The 17,217-nt window shown below is 51.0% G+C and carries 17 protein-coding genes; 11 read left to right on the forward strand and 6 right to left on the reverse strand.

The annotated features are described in order from the left end of the window. Positions 1–842: 842 nt before the first annotated feature. The 4 genes from CJO09_RS05190 (at position 843) to gapS4b (ending at position 4,800) form a co-directional block, all read left to right on the forward strand. A complete protein-coding gene (locus CJO09_RS05190) occupies positions 843–1,538 on the forward strand; it encodes a toll/interleukin-1 receptor domain-containing protein (RefSeq protein ID WP_119441417.1) in 696 nt (231 codons plus the stop codon). A gap of 199 nt (positions 1,539–1,737) precedes the next feature. After that, complete coding sequence (locus CJO09_RS05195; RefSeq protein ID WP_119441418.1) at positions 1,738–2,745, forward strand: nucleoid-associated protein; 1,008 nt, start codon at positions 1,738–1,740, stop codon at positions 2,743–2,745. Next, positions 2,738–3,655, forward strand: coding sequence for a GapS4a family protein (gapS4a, locus tag CJO09_RS05200; RefSeq protein WP_119441419.1), 918 nt, complete (start codon positions 2,738–2,740; stop codon positions 3,653–3,655). Before CJO09_RS05195 ends, gapS4a begins: the two co-directional genes overlap by 8 nt. A 2-nt stretch (positions 3,656–3,657) precedes the next feature. Further along, positions 3,658–4,800 (forward strand): GapS4b family protein, encoded by a 1,143-nt coding sequence (gene gapS4b, locus CJO09_RS05205; RefSeq protein WP_119441420.1) that lies wholly within the window; start codon positions 3,658–3,660, stop codon positions 4,798–4,800. Positions 4,801–5,113: 313 nt separating this feature from the next. Here gapS4b and CJO09_RS05210 read toward each other — a convergent pair whose 3' ends face one another. The 5 genes from CJO09_RS05210 to CJO09_RS05230 all read right to left on the reverse strand — a co-directional run bounded on the left by CJO09_RS05210 (position 5,114) and on the right by CJO09_RS05230 (position 9,109). Further along, complete coding sequence (locus tag CJO09_RS05210) at positions 5,114–6,370, reverse strand: TRAP transporter large permease (RefSeq protein WP_119441421.1); 1,257 nt, start codon at positions 6,368–6,370, stop codon at positions 5,114–5,116. 19 nt (positions 6,371–6,389) lie between these two features. Beyond that, positions 6,390–6,914, reverse strand: a complete 525-nt coding sequence (locus tag CJO09_RS05215) for a TRAP transporter small permease (RefSeq protein ID WP_119441422.1) — start codon at positions 6,912–6,914, stop codon at positions 6,390–6,392. 27 nt (positions 6,915–6,941) lie between these two features. Next, positions 6,942–7,925, reverse strand: a complete 984-nt coding sequence (locus tag CJO09_RS05220; RefSeq protein WP_218961030.1) for a TRAP transporter substrate-binding protein — start codon at positions 7,923–7,925, stop codon at positions 6,942–6,944. 166 nt (positions 7,926–8,091) lie between these two features. Next, positions 8,092–8,487 carry a RidA family protein gene (locus CJO09_RS05225; RefSeq protein WP_119441424.1) on the reverse strand — a complete coding sequence of 132 codons (396 nt, stop codon included), beginning with the start codon at positions 8,485–8,487 and terminating at the stop codon, positions 8,092–8,094. A gap of 82 nt (positions 8,488–8,569) precedes the next feature. Next, entirely contained in the window at positions 8,570–9,109 is a 540-nt protein-coding gene (locus tag CJO09_RS05230) for a YaeQ family protein (RefSeq protein WP_119441425.1), read from the reverse strand. A gap of 246 nt (positions 9,110–9,355) precedes the next feature. Between CJO09_RS05230 and CJO09_RS05235 the strand changes: the two genes are divergently transcribed. The 3 genes from CJO09_RS05235 to CJO09_RS05245 are packed head-to-tail and all read left to right on the forward strand — an operon-like array spanning position 9,356 to position 11,985. Continuing rightward, complete coding sequence (locus tag CJO09_RS05235; RefSeq protein ID WP_119441426.1) at positions 9,356–10,456, forward strand: LLM class flavin-dependent oxidoreductase; 1,101 nt, start codon at positions 9,356–9,358, stop codon at positions 10,454–10,456. After that, positions 10,453–10,956 (forward strand): flavin reductase family protein, encoded by a 504-nt coding sequence (locus CJO09_RS05240; protein ID WP_119441427.1) that lies wholly within the window; start codon positions 10,453–10,455, stop codon positions 10,954–10,956. The genes CJO09_RS05235 and CJO09_RS05240 overlap by 4 nt, the downstream gene beginning before the upstream one ends. Positions 10,957–10,989: 33 nt before the next feature. Next, positions 10,990–11,985, forward strand: coding sequence for an AraC family transcriptional regulator (locus CJO09_RS05245; protein ID WP_119441428.1), 996 nt, complete (start codon positions 10,990–10,992; stop codon positions 11,983–11,985). Between the two features lie 3 nt (positions 11,986–11,988). Here CJO09_RS05245 and CJO09_RS05250 read toward each other — a convergent pair whose 3' ends face one another. Further along, positions 11,989–12,906, reverse strand: a complete 918-nt coding sequence (locus CJO09_RS05250) for a LysR family transcriptional regulator (RefSeq protein WP_119441429.1) — start codon at positions 12,904–12,906, stop codon at positions 11,989–11,991. Positions 12,907–13,041: 135 nt separating this feature from the next. Here CJO09_RS05250 and CJO09_RS05255 point away from each other — a divergent pair, with 135 nt between their 5' ends. The 4 genes from CJO09_RS05255 to CJO09_RS05270 all read left to right on the forward strand — a co-directional run bounded on the left by CJO09_RS05255 (position 13,042) and on the right by CJO09_RS05270 (position 17,215). Then, entirely contained in the window at positions 13,042–14,307 is a 1,266-nt protein-coding gene (locus tag CJO09_RS05255) for a M20 aminoacylase family protein (protein ID WP_119441430.1), read from the forward strand. A gap of 5 nt (positions 14,308–14,312) precedes the next feature. Continuing rightward, on the forward strand, positions 14,313–15,344 hold the full coding sequence (locus CJO09_RS05260) for a TRAP transporter substrate-binding protein (protein WP_119441431.1): 1,032 nt from the start codon (positions 14,313–14,315) through the stop codon (positions 15,342–15,344). A 102-nt stretch (positions 15,345–15,446) separates the two neighbouring features. Continuing rightward, complete coding sequence (locus tag CJO09_RS05265) at positions 15,447–15,929, forward strand: TRAP transporter small permease (RefSeq protein WP_119441432.1); 483 nt, start codon at positions 15,447–15,449, stop codon at positions 15,927–15,929. Then, on the forward strand, positions 15,926–17,215 hold the full coding sequence (locus CJO09_RS05270) for a TRAP transporter large permease (protein ID WP_119441433.1): 1,290 nt from the start codon (positions 15,926–15,928) through the stop codon (positions 17,213–17,215). Before CJO09_RS05265 ends, CJO09_RS05270 begins: the two co-directional genes overlap by 4 nt. Positions 17,216–17,217 lie beyond the last annotated feature (2 nt).

The raw sequence follows: 17,217 nt of genomic DNA on the forward strand, positions 1-17,217 counted from the left end.
GAGCTTTGTAATTCGATTCATCAATCAATCCCTGCCCGCGCATATTTGTCATATTCACTTAAGTTTGGACAATTTCAAGGAATTTGGCAACACACCTGCCAAGCCCGGGTCTTACACCCTGAAACTTCAAATATCATGTCGGCAGGCCTATCCGTACCCGTACCCCTCAGTCTCGTAAATAGAAACCCCCATTACCTTGAGTCCTCTGATCGCGCCTAGGCTAATACTTATTGCGCGTGCAACGCGCGCATGTTGTTGTACTTATTACGTCGCGATCTGTAGTGCTCGGCTGAAATCCGACGACAGGCTAGTCAAACTCGCCGAGCGTTATCCTTACCGCTACAAAAGGAGGGCATGCTGTTCCTGGCGGACTTGACCAGCCCTCCGTATAGCTTCAGCGCAGATTTTTTGTTCAAAGCCAATTGCCGATGGCCTCGTGGTTACAGATCTGGACACTGAGCGCTTGGGTGACCAACGCCGCTGCCGACTGTACCGTGACCCAACATTCATGGAGTTTACCCAACAACAATTTCCACAAGAGGATCCGCTGGGCATACAAAACCTCAGATTTTGAGATTAACTACTATGAGCGAGCCCAAGAACTCGCGATTAAGCGGGGCTGGATAACAATGAACCTCGTGCAACGAACATTCCGGCTCAGCTACGGATATGTGCTCTCGATCGTAGAAGCGCTCCAGCATACGTCCTGACTACTTCATTTTATTTCTTCCTGAGAAGTCGAATGCGCCGAGCGAAGGCAACGGCTCCAAACTGGGGAGTCCTGCCAAAAAAGACACATTCTGTTACTATCGGCATAGTGACAAGAAGAGAGGAGCACAGCAATGGCAAGATGCACGGCACCAGTTCGGGGGCACAGTTCCGCAGCAGCGCGAGCGGCCTGCCCTGCATGCAGTTCCCGCTATGGCGGTTACCGCAGCAGCTACAGCTCACCATACTCGTCTGGAGGCAGAAGCAGCTTCAGCCGCAGTGGCAGATCAAGCGGAGGCGGTACTTCAAGGCCGCGATGGTCGCCTGCCGGTTCATCCGTCACGTACACCCCTGCTCAGGTAGCATCCCTAACACCGGTTCGCGAGGCTGTTGAAAAAGAAGCGGGGGCGAAGCTAGACCTTAGGGATTGCTTCCTATGCCATGCTTGGGATGATCGGCAGGGAGCCGCCAAGGAATTGTACGACTTGCTCCAGGCAGTTGGTGTCAAGGTTTGGTTCAGTGAAAAGGACCTTGGCCTTGGCGTGCCGATGATGCGAGCCATCGACAAGGGTTTGGCGGCCTCGAAAATTGGGCTCGTCCTAGTGACCCCTGCATTGCTAGAACGCCTCCCGAAAGAGGGAGTCGCCGACAAAGAGCTTTCGACCCTCCTGCAGAGTAACCGGCTCGTGCCCATCGTACACGGAACGACGTACACAGCGCTTCGCGATGTTAGCCCCATGCTCGCTTCGCGAAGCGGTCTGGACACGTCGGACGACGCAATGGCGGTGGTCGCAACCAAAATTGCCGAGTTGGTCGCCATCTGGAGCTGACATGATTGCGGAAGACTTGCCACATGGCCTCTATCCCAAAAGGCAGCCATGATTGCCTTTCCCCGTTGTGCAGTCCATCGATGCTTTTGAGTCTACTCCCTGATGGCAAGATTACGTCGAACTACAACAACCCCCTGCACTTGAAGCAGGCTTGGAGTAGACGGTCGCACTATGTGCGTTGGAACAAAAGGATAGATTAATGGAGATTGGGGAATCGGTTGTCCAAGCGGTCATCCTGCATCAGGTCGGGAACCGATTGCGGGAGGAGCCTCTGGTTCTGGCGGAGCATTGCTTCGCGATAACAGATCGTATCTCTAACGTCATTCTCGGCGGTTATCTGCGCGGCATCGTCAGCGACAAGAACCAATATGTGTTGAGTCATGAGAGCGACATGGCTCTAAACGACGTGGCACATCACGTGTCGGGCTTTTTCACCAAAAAAATGTCCTTCGTGGAATTGTCACATAATCTGGCCTCCCATTTATATGCTTCGGCCCATCACCCAAACATTGCAGCTGGCGATCTCTTCGTTATCCTTTTTGAAAAATTGAAAGTGGATGGTGCTTACCAATCTGCAGTCGGCATCTATAAGTCAGAATCAAAACAGCAGTATTTGTCCGCTCGTACGCACGGACAAATACAGGAGCTCGAAGTTTACAGCGGCATCAATCCCGACCTGATCGACAAGGGCGTTTTGATTGTTGATGGCTCCGATGTTATCTATGCCATTGATCGACTCAGTAGTCGGACAAAATATTGGATTGATGATTTCCTGAAGGCAAAACAGATTCCCAATGAAAGCACTAAGTCCGCCGTCGCCGCCGGGCTGATAGATAAAGTTCGGGAAAACATTGAAAGCCCTATGGCGCGACAGGATTTTTGTCGCGAAGTCGTTGCCTTATGCTCAGATAGAAACGAGGTACTTGGTGAAGAAATCAGAGAGGTGTCGGAACGATATGTTTCTCCTGATGTATGGCACACAGAACTGGAGAGGCTTGTTGAACGCAAAGGGTTGATTGGCACCGGAGAAATTAGCGTATCTGCAAGAAGCCTTCAGACCAAACTGAAGAGAATATTTAATCGCATCAACCTGGGCCACAACATTAGCCTGATGGTCCCTGACAGCCTGTCATTGAGCGACGTGGATTTCAAAATAGATGGCAAATCTGTACAGGTAAGCGTAACGCTGGAGAAGAACAGTGGGTGAATCATCGAAAACTTCCGGAGAGAATGGGGAAAAAATCACGGAAGAACTCTTGAAGCTAATTGGCTGGAGCAGCCCCCTGAAGGGTGTCAGTGTTCCTTGCAATAGCAAATCGCATGACAAGAAGACTCACGGCAATGACTTCGTTTTTATTTACAACAACCCACTCCATGAGAACCGCACAGATATAGTTTATGTATCTTCGAAGAACGTCAAGAAAGGCTACCCAAAAGGTGACCAGGGGGTTAAGACAGCCTTCAAAGGCCATTTATCAGAGCTTGATGGGATCGTATCCTGTTCAAAGGTCAGCGGCGAAATTAAACAGGCAATACAAACCTTCCAAGGGCGCAAACAGAAGAAACATGTTGGTTTACTCGTATGGTTGCATGGCGATCGGGAAACCCAAAATAGAGATATTAAGCCCGCCTTGAGTCGTATCCAGCTGGATTTGGCATCGAACTGCCCACTCTATCTTGTCGACATGGCCCGTGCATCTTTCATTAAGGAGGCCATCAGCCATTTCAGAGCAAGCAAGCAAGGGGAGAAATACCACTTTTACTACCCCAAACTGGGAAATGTTATTGCAAATGCCGATGAACGCTATGGGGATTTGTTGCCTATCGAACTCATGGCATCTGACCTCATTCCTATCCGATTCACGCTAGGGGAAAAACCTTCTCTCTGCCTGTACGCCAAGCAATCCTTTTCGGAGGAGTCGATGAAGAAGCTTTGCAGCCTTGCTTTTGACTTTGCGGATGGATGGGTGCAGGATATTTTTATCGGCTTGGAAAGCTACCATCCCGCAGAGGACAAACAGACAAAGGATGCAGTTCTTATGGCATACCAGGATAGGAAAGCAAACATCAAAGTATTCTGCTACAAGGAATCCATTCTTGATCTTCTGGAGTATTGATTATGAGCACTCCGACCAAGACAACCCCTGCGAAACAATTTGATTACGAACGGGCCATGTTATGGGGGGACCGTTTGAGAGTATTGCTCAATAGTGACCACATCAGCAGTGGCGAGATAAATGAGACGCTCAAGGAAAAAGGAATATTTATTGGCAGTACCGATAAGTCTGATACTGTGCCGCTATTAAGCGCCTGCCTGCTTACTCCCAACGAATTTAAGCGCCTAATTGGAAAGTCATTTATTCGAGAATCGGGTAAAAAGTATTCATCCGATAAGCTGAAGCTAAGCTCCGCAGAGGTTGACTGGAAAACAGAACTGTTGAATAACTTCGATTCAGTAGTCGGAGGCATCGAGTTGGAGGGTGGCCGAGAATTTGCCTCTGAGCCCGCCATATCCGTCGATCCTAATGGAAATATACAGATCACATACTCTGTACGGATGCTGGATTTTAGCGCGGACTTTATAGAGCAGGAGATTGTTTACCCTGGCGAAATTCACCTCAGACAATCTGGAGATGGCTTGGAAATTGAAGCCAGTAAAACCAGAACATCAAAAGACACCAGTAAACTAAATGATGCGGTGATCGGTGCCATTGGCAAATTTTACAAATCAAAGGGCATAACTACGAGTGAAAAACCGGAGTCTATTGTTTTTGATGACTTCACAAACAGTGAACGTATCCGCTTCTTCCTGCAATTGACATCTATTAACACTTCCGATTTCACTTTCAAGGAAATTGATAATTTCGAGATCATTCGAGATCAGGAGGCCGGAGCACTGCCGAAAGAGCAACGGATTGAGTGGATGGACGGGCATGTCAATAAAATACAGATAAAAGGAAGCGATCTTGGAAAAGTCTTTCTTCTTCAGGAGAAAACTTACTACCAGTACTACTATTTGGTGAAAATGACGGCTACATATGCTTTCAAGTTCGGCGCAAATGCTGGCGATTGCGGTGTTGAGTTCGCCTTCTCTGGAAAAACGTCAAGAGACGACAATTACTCCGGAACTATGTTCGATTTCAGTATTGAACGAATCCCCCGCTTGGAAGAAGGAAGCAAGAATCAGGTACGAAAGGCCATAATCCAAAAAATTCAAGAAGCAAGGGATGCGGCTTTCAAGCATGTTAAGCCCCAGCAATAGATATCGACACGCTAGTGCATGCGCACCATCGAGATGAGTGATCTCACAAATCCCCTGCGAAGCGTCATCATCATCGAAAAAGGTGGTTGTGACAATGATTTGCCAGCAAGCCTAAATCGACATTGTGCACGGCAATGAAAACCGTCTGTAATCTAGGGTAGATTTTTTACTGGACGATCGGCAGCTTTATGCTTTAATTACCGGTAGTTTTATGCCTAACGGCACAAAAGTTTCAGGGGCTTTTTGCTGTCTGAAGCACAAGCAGGCACCTATCGTTAAGCAATTCGCCCCGGCATCAAGCCAGAGAGTTCGTTCACAATAATCTGAACATGTCTTGTACTTGCGGTACAAACGTCATGAATACCAACATTAAGAACAGCAGCAGGACAAAGGGCAGGCATCCTTTGAAAACGCGCATGACGGGCACTTTACTGATGGCGCTGATCGCAAACAGATTCAGCCCGATGGGGGGTGTAATAACCGCAATTTCCATATTCAGAATCAGCAGCATGCCAAAAAAAACAGGGTCAATATCAAACCCCATAATCATCGGCATGAGAATAGGCATCGTAATCAAAATAACGGAAATGACTTCCAACGCCATGCCAATCAGGAAGAACAGCAACATGACACCAACGAGGAACTCGGTACTGCTTAAGTTCATCGCCATGATGCCGTCGAATAAGACATGGGGTATGCGCTCGCTTGTAATGGCATACCCAAATAACTGAGCCCCCGCCAGAATCATCATGATGATGCTGGACATTTTGGCGGAACTGGTGAGGATCGGAAGCAGGCCTTTAACGGAAACGCCGTAACACAATGCCAGAAATATGGCATATACAGAGCTAATTGCAGCAGCCTCCATGGGCGTAAAGTAACCGGAATAAATCCCGCCCAGAACAATCACGGGAGACATCAGCACACCAAATGCCGATTTAAAAGCCGCGAGCCGTTCACGCGAACTTGCCTTTGGCTGAGGCGGCACGCCGGAAGCCCGGCTATATCCATACGCAACAACCGTTAAAAGCGCGGTCAGAATAATGCCCACGATCGCGCCCGCGGTAAACAACCTGGCAATTGACGTTTCGGTCACGATGCCATAAATCACCAGTGGCACCGACGGGGGCAACAATATACCCAGTCCACCCGCACTGGCAATGAGACCAACCGAGAACGTCCGGTCGTATCCACGTTTAACCATTTCCGGGATCAGAATCGTGCCCACCGCGGCAGCAGTGGCAACCGAACTGCCACTGATCGACGAAAACATGACGGTCGCAAAAACAGCCACCACGGGCAAGCCACCGCGTGTATGGCGTATCAAGACGTCAATGAAATGAATCAATCGGTTGGTGGCACCCGTGCGGCTCATCACCTCGGCTGCCAGAATAAAAAAGGGGATAGCCAACAAGCTGGGTGTGCTCAACGCGCTAAAGAGTTGCGAGGCCAGTGTCGCAGGCATGGCGTCTTGTACGAGCAAATACACAAGACCGCACAAGCCTAATGCGAACGCAATCGGCATTCCACTTGCCAGGCCAACAGCAAATGTCGTCAAAAATGAAAACATGGGTCAGTTCCTACCACAGTCATGTTGCTGAAGATTCGGCCTGCTCTGATTGCGGATCAGCGGCACCCGTCAAGAGAGAAACAAATCGCTGAATCAACCGTAGCGATAAAAGCGCACCACCTAAAGGCAAAATGACCTGGGGTATCCACATTGGCATGCGCAGCATCGTCATGGACACTTCACCCAGCATATGGCTTTCCATGACCAACTCCCAACCGGAATAGGTAAGATACAAAGCAAAGAAAAGGGACAACAACGTGCCCAGCATGTCTAGAATCCGACCGGCAGTTTTGGGAAGCACGGTGAAAATCACATCGATCCGCACATGTTGATTAGACTTGACTGCTAACGCAGCGGTAAAAAGAATGCTCCAAATAATGGCATAGGCGGCAATTTCATCACCGCCTATGATTGAAAATCCAAAGACTGATCGCAGGAATATTTGCAGAACAATAATAAATACCGACAGCGTCAGGAACAGCCCGCCAATGAATATTTCAAGACGATCCCACGCACGACCGACCGTGCTTAGCATATTACGCATGGTGGGCTGGCCTCCTGTCTTGTCGTCTTACTGGCCCGCAGCGCTTTGAATCTCGGCAATGAGTTTGCGTACCGGCTCACTTTGACTTTCATAAACGCTTTTGTATTTATCCCGCCATTGCGCCAGCACCTGGCCATCAACCTCTTGAATCACAACACCGTTATCCACCAGGGTTTTCTCGGCAGCGGCCGAGTTCGAGACCGAGACGTCGTGATTCCATTTTTGTGCGTCGGCCATGGCTTTCATCAACGCATTGCGATGGTCCTCACTCAATTTGTCCCAGCGTGCCTGATTGATCACAACGGCATAGCCACCATGCTGCTGCAATACACGGGTCATGCCCGTTAGAACTTCGTACCAGCGCGCCGATGCAGCCAGGGTGACAGTCGTAATGGCACCGTTCACCAAACCCTGCTGCAAGGCCAAATAAACATCGGGGGCTTGAATGGAGACAGGGGAGGCACCTACAACACGCACACCTTCCTCAAGAGGGGCCGAAGGCGTTACACGAACTTTACGACCGGCCATATCTTCAGGTTTTACCACTGGCTCACCGCTGGTATAGATGTAACCCGGACCATCATTCCACAAGCCAATACCGCGCACTTTGAATTGATCAAGATCTTTCAGCAGTGTTTGACCAATCTCGCCCTCGAACACTTTGATGCTGTGCTCAAAAGAATTGAACAAACCGGGCTGATTGAAAATCTCCCAACGATCATCCAAAGGCACGTAATAGGAAGTTAAGGGAGCAACAATATCGACTTGACCACGAATTGCGGCACGAATTTCATCTTTAGAAGAAACCAACTGCGCGCCCGGATACACATCAATACGCAACGTACCGTTGCTGTATTCGTCCACCTTCTCCGCAAACAATTTAATTGTCCTGGCTTTAATCGTATTTTCTGGAAGATCATGCGGAAACTTGAGCGCAACTACTTCGCTTGCCATTGCGCCAGAAACAAGTAGGCTACCTAATGCTGCAACGAAATATCGTAAAGCTTTCATCATTGTTCCTTATAAACAGAAGGCCCTGCTTCCTGCCCTATAAACGCGATGTCCAATATGCGGGGAAGCAAATACAAAAAATGAGATCGTTATAGCGCAATAACTTGATCCATTTTCATAACATTCTATTTGTAGAACAATAGGTACTACCCCTTAGTCACCTCACTTACTCCGGCAACCTAACCGTTACCTCTATCTCAATCAGCAGCCCCGGCACAGCCAAACCCGTTACGCCAATAATTGTTTGGGCAGGGTGCTCCTGGTTGCCCTGAACCGCTTCAATGGCTTGGGTGATCACTTCATATTCTGTGGGGTGCAGCGTATAGATGGTTCGGCGCACTACATCGCTCCAGCTCGCGCCCACGGCCTTCAGCGTTACTTCTATATTGCGCATGGCTGCTTGTGTCTGGGCGCCTAAATCGTCGCCACCCACAATGGAAAAATCGGGCGCCAGCGCAACCTGGCCGGCAATGTAGGCGACGCGACCCGGTTCAGCTACCGTAATATGGCTAAATCCAGGTGCGGGATGTAATTCAGGTGGGTTAATGAGTTTTCGTGACACAACTACCTCCTTGATTTTTACAAACGGCTGAATATCGGCTTTAAGCAGCCACTATTGCCACACCAATACATTCTGTCAAGGGTTATGCCAACCGCGAAACCATCACACTGGCCTCGCCCTGCTCCGACGACACCCACGCAGTGGCATCAGTAGTATTAATATTCAAAACCATTTTTCGGGCGGCCAATGCCGCCAACGCCTGAGTGCCTTCAACATCGACGCAAAAAACCTGTAGGTTCTGCGCGCGGCTCAATTTACTTTTTACGCCGTCCCACCATAGCTGCGCGTTGCGCCCGTAGGCAATCACCACCACCTCGTTGGCACGTCCACAGGCTTTCAGAATCCGCCGCTCATCGGGCAACCCGGTTTCGATCCATTGCGTAATCGCACCGGTTAGATCCAAACGCCACAAGTCGGGCTCATCCGTTTCCGACAGGCCTTTGGTGAAGACCAGACTTTCCGAGTCGTCGACATACAAAGCAAAAGCCAACAAACGCACCATCATGCGCTCATCGGTTTCCGACGGATGCCGCGCAACCGTAACGGAATGGCTGGCGTAATAGGCGCGATCGTTGTCGGCAATGTGAAGGTCGGCTTTATAAATAGTGGCACGAAGGGCCATAACGCAACTCTGCCAAGAAGCTTAAGGGGCTACAGTGTATAGCGAACGCTGAATAACACTTGGCGGCAACTATAAGCACGACCAGTTGTTTGCCGACAAAATTTCTGCACTTTCCAGATATTTGATGCATAAATCCGATAGCCGCCACGACACGCCACACTCTATTGTTCGAAGAACGTCGGCTGGTTAAGCGCACGCTACCAAGCCTTCAATCATCACAACAATTCAAATTGCTTCGGAGACACCATGCAAACCAATCAATTCCTTAAAAGGGACCACTTTCTGTTGGGTACTTTTTCCACCAACTGCTCTGGCGGGATGACAGTTTCAAAACTGCCCGACCGCTGGAAGGCCGACTGGGAAAGCAACCTGAAAATAGGCAAGTTGCTGGATGCAGCAGGCATCGACTTCATGCTGCCCATTGCACGTTGGATCGGTTACGGCGGCGAAACCGACTTTCATGGTTACGTGCTTGAAACAGTTACCTGGGCTACCGCGCTGCTGGCCAACACAAAACAGCTCACTGTCTTTGCCACTATTCACACGGCGGCGAATCACCCCGTGGTGGTCGCCAAACAAATCGCCACCATGGCACAAATGAGCGATGAGCGTGTGGGGCTGAATATCGTGGCGGGCTGGAATAAACCGGAATATGAAGCACTGGGTCTAACGTTGCCCGACGACCATGAAACCCGTTACGGCTACGCGCAGGAATGGTTCGATATTGTTAAAAAGCTCTGGACACACGACGGTCCTTTCGACTGGGACGGTACCTACTTCAAGCTCAAGCACACCTATGGCAACCCCAAACCACAAACCATGCCGCCCATCTACAACGCGGCTGGTTCCGGATTAGGCCGCGAATTTGCCGCCCATAACGCCGACTTCCTGTTTACACCGGCCATCGACCTTGCACGCTCAAAACAGGAAGTGTCAGAACTGAAGCAACAGGCGCTGGAACAAGAGAGTCGTAAAGTGGGCGTACTGACATTTGCTCATGTCATTTGCCGCCCCACCGAGGCCGAAGCACAAAAAGTGTGGCAATCGCTGCAAGACAATGCCGACTGGGAAGCCACCGACAACCTGATTCGTCTGCAATTTGCTCACGCGCAATCATTCCCACATGACCTTTTGCAACTGATCCGCGAACGGTTCGCGGCCGGCCATGGCGGGTTCCCCTTAGTAGGGACGCCCAAACAAGTGGCCGACGGCATTACACAATTGCATGAAGCCGGTTTCAGTGGCACAACCCTTTCATTCTTTGATTATGCAGAAGAATTTCCCTATTTCCGCGATAATGTATTGCCTATCCTTGAATCACGCGGTATCCGCAGGAAATTTGTATGAGTGACAGCAATAATGCGCTAAATCAGGAATTCCGCACCGCCATGCGTCAGCTGGCGGGCGGCGTTTCCGTTATTACCGCCGCCCACGGCGAAAACCGAACCGGTCTCACGGCCACGTCGGTGGTGTCCATTTCCATGGATCCGCCCGAGCTGTTCATTTCGGTTAACAGGTCGTCCTCGTCGTGGCCGGTCATTGAAAAATCGGGAAAATTCGGTATTAATGTGCTACAACAAGACCAACAGGTTGTGGCTGAGCATTTCTCGGGAAAAGGCGGGCGCAAAGGCGCCGACCGTTACGCCGACGACGACTGGTATCAAACACCCGACGGTGTCTGGTTATCCCGACGGGCCTTGGTTGGCTTCGCCTGCGATGTTGAGAAGGTCTGGATGCACCGTGAACATGCCTTGATTGCGGGCAAAGTCACGCTTATCAATGTGCACGCCGGGCCACAGCCTCTTACTTATTGGCACGGCCACTACGGTTCATTCATTCAAAACTGAAGGGTCCGGCCACTCTATTTTGAGGAACTGCGTATGCAAGCGGCACCCAACTCGCAAATGCATCGCCATCTGTTTAGCCGATTCCCAAAATTCACCTCACACGACGCCGAGGAAGTGCGGCATCAGGTTAGCCGCATTTTTTGCGACCACGACCTGAAAATTGTCGGGAAGTCGCAGTCGCTAAACACACAAATTCACTTTCGCCGGGGTAAGCGCGTAAGTTATGGGCGCATGCTTTACGGTGCAACGGTAGATATTGAACCCGGTAAACTGGACGACTTTTACCTCATTCAAATTCCAGTTGCAGGGCAAGAGGCCGTTCAGTACAACCGGCACGCAATTCTTTCCGACACCCGTGTGGGCACCATTATCAGTCCCGACCTGGAATTCCGCATGCGCCATGAGCGCAATGCCGAAAAACTGTTTATTCGGGTGGAGCGTAGTGCATTCGAACAACAATGCGCGCAATATTACGGGCACCTGGCGCACGGCGCACTGCACTTCAATCCGGCCATTCATCTGCAACACCCTTCTTTGCAGTCGCTGAAACGCTTGCTCGACTGGCAGTTATATGAAGCTTCCGAAGGCGACCTGTTCGATCAACCCCTTATTGCTGCGCACTTTGAAGAAGTACTGATGGTGTCATTGCTGGGTAGTTTGCAGCATAATCAACCCATCCACTTCGACACAGGCCACGTAACACCGGGATTTATAAAGCGGGCAGAAGATTACATTAAACACCACGCCCACCTGCCGTTGACGGCAGGTGACATTGCCGACCAGGTAGGGGTCAGCATCCGCACTTTGTTCGCTGGTTTCCGCAAGTATCGGAATGCGTCACCCATGCGTTTTCTAAAGCAGGTTCGATTGGAGCAGGTACGCCACGACCTATTGCACCCCAAATCGGATACTGCGGTCACCCACGTCGCATTAAGTTGGGGGTTCACGCACCTGGGACAGTTTTCCGCCAGCTACCAGCAACAATTTGGCGAACTTCCATCGGAAACGTTGAGACGCTCGGGAGGCTGAAACTTACCCCGCCTTTGCAGCGGCGCGATTATCGTTACTAATAGCCCGCTTAATCCAGGTTTCCAGTTTTTGTGCCACAGGCGTTAGCGGTACACCGCGAACCCGGAACAAACCCAGGGTCGCATTCGGCGGTTTCGGCTCTACCGCGAAAGTTTCCACACCACAGCTGAACAAAGGATCGGTAAACAAACGATCAGGCCCGAACCCCACCAAGTCAGTGCGGCGCATCATTTCAATCATGAGGGCGGGAGAAGTGCATTGAACAATCTGTTGTGGTTGCGGCAAGCCGACTCGATCCAGCCAATGCAACAAATGGTGGCCGGTACTCCCGTTGGTTAAATTCAAGATCCACCTTGCTTTAGACACCGCGCCCCAGTCTTGTGCCTGAGTTAACGGATGCCCTTTACGGCCGGCAATTAACAACGGCGTTGGACACAAAGGAATAAACACAATTTCCGGCGGCAATTCATCCCGGGAGGCGATCGCAACGCCAAAGTCCAGCGCCCCTTCCAGCAGGCCCGGAATAATTTCGGTCATGAAACCTTCTTTCAAAGTCATGACCGCCTCGGGGAACGCCGCCACAAATTGCCGATAGACATTCGGAAAAATGGTAATGGCCACCACCGGTGTAATACCAATGGAAACCCGTGCGCCGGCGCCGCCGCTGATTTGCTGAACCTCGTTACGGGCACGCTCCATCGTAGACAGAATCATACGCGCCCGACCCAACAAAGCCTTCCCCGCATCGGTGAACGAAACACCCCGATAACTGCGATTGAGCAGCTCGGCCCCCATATCTTCTTCCAGTTCTTTCATTGCGCGTGTCAGCGCACTTTGGCTGATACGCAAGGAGCGGGCGGCTGCACGAATTGAGCCGCTGTCGGCTACTTGCACAAACGCTTTTACGTGCTGATATTTCATTTTCCAAGCCTAAAAAGGTGAGTCTATTTCAGCTAAAGCCAAGATGACATCAAAAAGTGTTCACCTTGCCAAAAATATAGTCTTTTAATTATCACCTACTCCGGCAAGAATAAAAAAAAGAGACAAGGAGAGACAATGGCACATCCAGAACTGGATCTGCAATCAATGAAAGAATGGCGCCACGCCATGCACCAATTTCCGGAACTTGGATTCGAAGAAGAGCGCACCAGCGCTTTAGTGTCACGTTCGCTGACTGAGTGGGGCTATGACGTTCACACTGGTTTGGCCGGCACAGGTGTGGTTGGGAAACTGGTTATTGGCACAGGCGAAGGGCCGAAGCTGGGCTTACGGGCCGAGATGGATGCCCTGCCTATTCAGGAAGCAACCGGTTTACCATGGCAAAGTCGGGTAAGCGGCAAAATGCATGCTTGCGGCCATGACGGCCACACTGCCATTATGATGGGAGCCGCCAAAGCACTGGCCAAAATGAACGCCGCTGGACAACTACCGGGCAACGGCATTCTGCACATAATTTTTCAACCCGCCGAAGAAATTGGCGGCGGCGGCGGCGCACAACGCATGATAGAGGAAGGTTTGTTCGACCATTTCCCTTGCGATGCCATTTTTGCGCTGCATAATTTCCCCGGTACACCGGTGGGTCATAGCTTTTTCCGCCCTGGTCCTTTCATGTGCTCGTCTGACAAGGTGCGGGTGCGTTTTCAGGGCAAAGGCGGGCATGGCGCGATGCCGGAACTATCACAAGACCCCACTCTTCCTATGGCCGCAACGTTAATGGGGCTGCAAACCATTATCAGCCGTAACCTTAGCCCCTTTGAATCGGGTGTGATTAGCGTAGGGCGGGTTGCCGCAGGGGCAAGCTACAACATTATTCCCGACCAGGCCGAGCTGGAACTCAGTGTCAGAGCGCTGCAACCCGACGTTCGCGAAAAACTGCGCGAGCGAATCGAAAGCATGGCGCTGCATCAGGCCAAGGCATACGACTGCACCGTAAATACAGAGTACGAACTGGGTTATCCCGTGCTGGTCAATGACCCCACGTTCTCGCAACTGATGGAGCGTGCTGCCAAACAGACGTTTGGCAATGAGCGCGTTGAGACTCAGGCTTCCCCACTGGCGGCCAGTGAGGATTTTGCGTACATGCTGCAAAAAGTGCCTGGAGGCTATCTGATTATCGGCAACGGCGACAACGGTCACGAACATGGAAAACGGCTGGGGCCGTGCAGTGTGCACAACCCGCACTATGACTTCAACGATGATTGCTTGCCTTATGGGGCCGCCTATTGGCTCAATCTGGTCCAACTGTTCTTTTCAACAAAGGCAACTGAATCCCCGGCCAAAAGAGGATCACGCCTTTCATTCATTTCACCAACAGAGGAATAACGACAATGAGACAAACCTTTAAATCCCTCAAATTGCTAACTGCCGCAGCCTTGGTTACCTGTGCGGCAGGCGTACAAGCCACAACCCTTACGCTTTCCAACTGGGTGCCACCCACGCACTTCGTTACCAGCGATATTCTCCAAGTGTGGGCGAAAAACGTAGAGCAAGCTACAGAAGGCCGCGTCAAGATTCGCATGCTGCCCAAACCCGTTGGCAGTCCACCCCAACATTGGGAACTGGCACGCAAAGGCATTGCCGACATTACATGGGGTAACTTCACCTATGAACCCGACCGGTTCAAAGCCATATGGTTTGCCGAATTTCCATTCAATGGTGACAATTCCGAAGCGCAATCGGTTGCCTTGTGGGACACCTACCAAAAGTACCTAAAAGACACGCCTACTTTCCAGGGCGTGAAACTGCTGGGAACCGGCATGTTCGGCGGCGGTGCAATTCACCATGGCACAAAAAATATTATCACCCCGGAAGATCTCGCCAACCAGAAAATTCGGATGGGCGGACCCATTCAAAAACGCTTGCTAGAGGAAATGGGTGCTGTACCCATTGCCGCGCCCGCGCCACAAGTGTACGAATTGGTGGAAAATGGCGTGGTTGACGGCTCGTTAAACCCCATTGAGTCTGTCATCAACTTCCGCGCAGCCGATATGCTGAAACACCACACCCTTGTGCCCGGCGGCTTCTACGACGCCACCTTCTTCCTGGCCATGAATGAAGGCACATGGAACAAGCTTTCTGAAGCCGATAAAAAAGCCATTATGAGTGTGTCGGGAGAACATTTTTCCCGCCTTTGGGGCAGCGAATACGACCGTCAAACCGCAATGGCACTCAAAGAACTGAAAGCGCAGGATCACGAGTTCAATACACCTTCGCCGGAATTAATGGCCAAAATAAAAGAGGTGAACAAAAAGGTCGTCGCCGAATGGGCTGCTGATGGCGCGTCGTTCAATGTAGACGACCCCATGGAGATGGTAGAGTTTTATCGCTCCCGATACAACGAACTGAAAAACAAGAACTAAAGCCGTTACGGTTAAAGCCCTTGTCAGATGGTCGGTGCGCCACGGGCGCGGGCACTCTTTGCCCGCGCCTAAACGACAACCGAAATTTTCCCGGAAAGCCTCATGCACTCTTTTCTGCAAAAAACCCGAAAAGCTATCGAGCGATTTTTGATTGGTGCTTTGCTTGCAATGGTGTTTCTAACGTTTGCCGACGTCATTGGGCGCCGCTTTTTCGGCGCCCCCATCTACGGCGCGCACGACATCACTGAACATTTGATGGCACTCATTGTTTTCTCCGGCTTGCCTTTGCTCACATCGGCCCGTGGCCACCTGGTTGTTGACCTTTTCGACCGTTTCGTGATGACCAACGCCATGCGCTGGTGGCGCGGGCTTACAACACTACTTATCGCCGTCATTCTGGCTTTAATTGGATATCAATTTATCTTCGCCACCATTGATGCCAACCAAATCAAGGAAGTGAGCCAGGAGCTGCTGATTCCCCGCAGCTACTTCTATGCCTTAATCAGCCTCAGTTGCTTCGCCAGCGCCATTGCAGCGTTGCTGCCACCGAGCGCACCGCTCAACGCCCCCGAGGAAAACACATGATTGTCGGTTCTGCCGCCCTTTTTGCAGTCTTACTCCTTACTTTTCTAAGAGTCCCCCTGGCATTTTCATTATTCGCGGTTTCTATTACGGCCTTGTCGGTCGATATGGGTTTGCAAACCGCCCTCACGATGACCTCCATGACAATTGAAGAGGCGGTGTTTTCCTATGAGCTTGCCGTCGTCCCGTTGTTCATTCTTATGGGCAATATTTTATCGCGCTCGGGCATTTCAGCGGACTTGTTTCGCGCCGCCAACGCCTACTTCGGCCACATTAAAGGCGGGTTAGCGCTATCGACCATCGTAACTTGTGCCGGTTTTAGCGCCGTGTGTGGCTCCAGCCTGGCAACCGCCGCCACCATGTCGAAAGTGGCCTACCCAAGTATGAAGAAATACGGCTATTCAGATAGCTTGTCGGCGGCCACCATCGCGGCAGGCGGCACACTGGGCATTCTCATCCCCCCTTCCATCATCCTGATGATTTACGGCATTCTCACGCAAACCAATATCGGGCACCTATTCATTGCCGGCGTCATCCCGGGCATGCTGGGGTTGTTGCTGTATATGGGTGCCGTCTACATTGTTGCGTTGCTGCGACCAGGTAACGCGCCGCGTGGCGAGAAAACCAGCCGGCATGAAAAAATCGCCTCACTTAAGGGCGTTTGGCCGTTTGTCTTGCTGTTCATGCTCATTATCGGCGGCATTTATGTCAAGATTTTCACGGCCACCGAAGCCGCCGGGATGGGTGCAGGTTTTGCCTTGATTATTGCCATTTGGCAAAAACGTATCAGCAAAGCAAGCTTTCGCGCCATTTTTCTGGAATCAGCGTTTGTTTCGGTCATGCTTTACACCGTGTTATTCGGTGCCATGCTGTTCGCCAAACTCATTTCCTTTTCGGGCCTGGGCGAAGGTCTGTTGGGCTGGGTGGAAGACGCCGGGCTTTCCTCCTATCAGCTCATTTTCGCCATCTTGGCCGTTTTTCTGATTTTGGGATGCGTGCTGGACTCACTGGCCATTATTTTAATTTGCGTCCCCTTGTTCGTTCCTATTGTGGTGGCCAACGGATTCGACTTGGTCTGGTTCGGCATTCTTGTGGTGGTCGCCACCGAGATTGCACTGATTACCCCCCCTATCGGCATGAACGTCTTTGTCATTAAAGCCACACTGCCCAACGTTGCGTTCAAGGATATTTTCCGGGGCCTCATTCCTTTTATCGGCGCAGACATTATTCGATTAATGCTATTGGTGTTCTTCCCCGCGCTATCGCTGGCGTTGGTAAAGCTTATGTGAAA

This window comes from Neopusillimonas maritima, assembly GCF_003576595.1.
In the GTDB taxonomy this organism is placed as follows: domain Bacteria; phylum Pseudomonadota; class Gammaproteobacteria; order Burkholderiales; family Burkholderiaceae_B; genus Neopusillimonas; species Neopusillimonas maritima.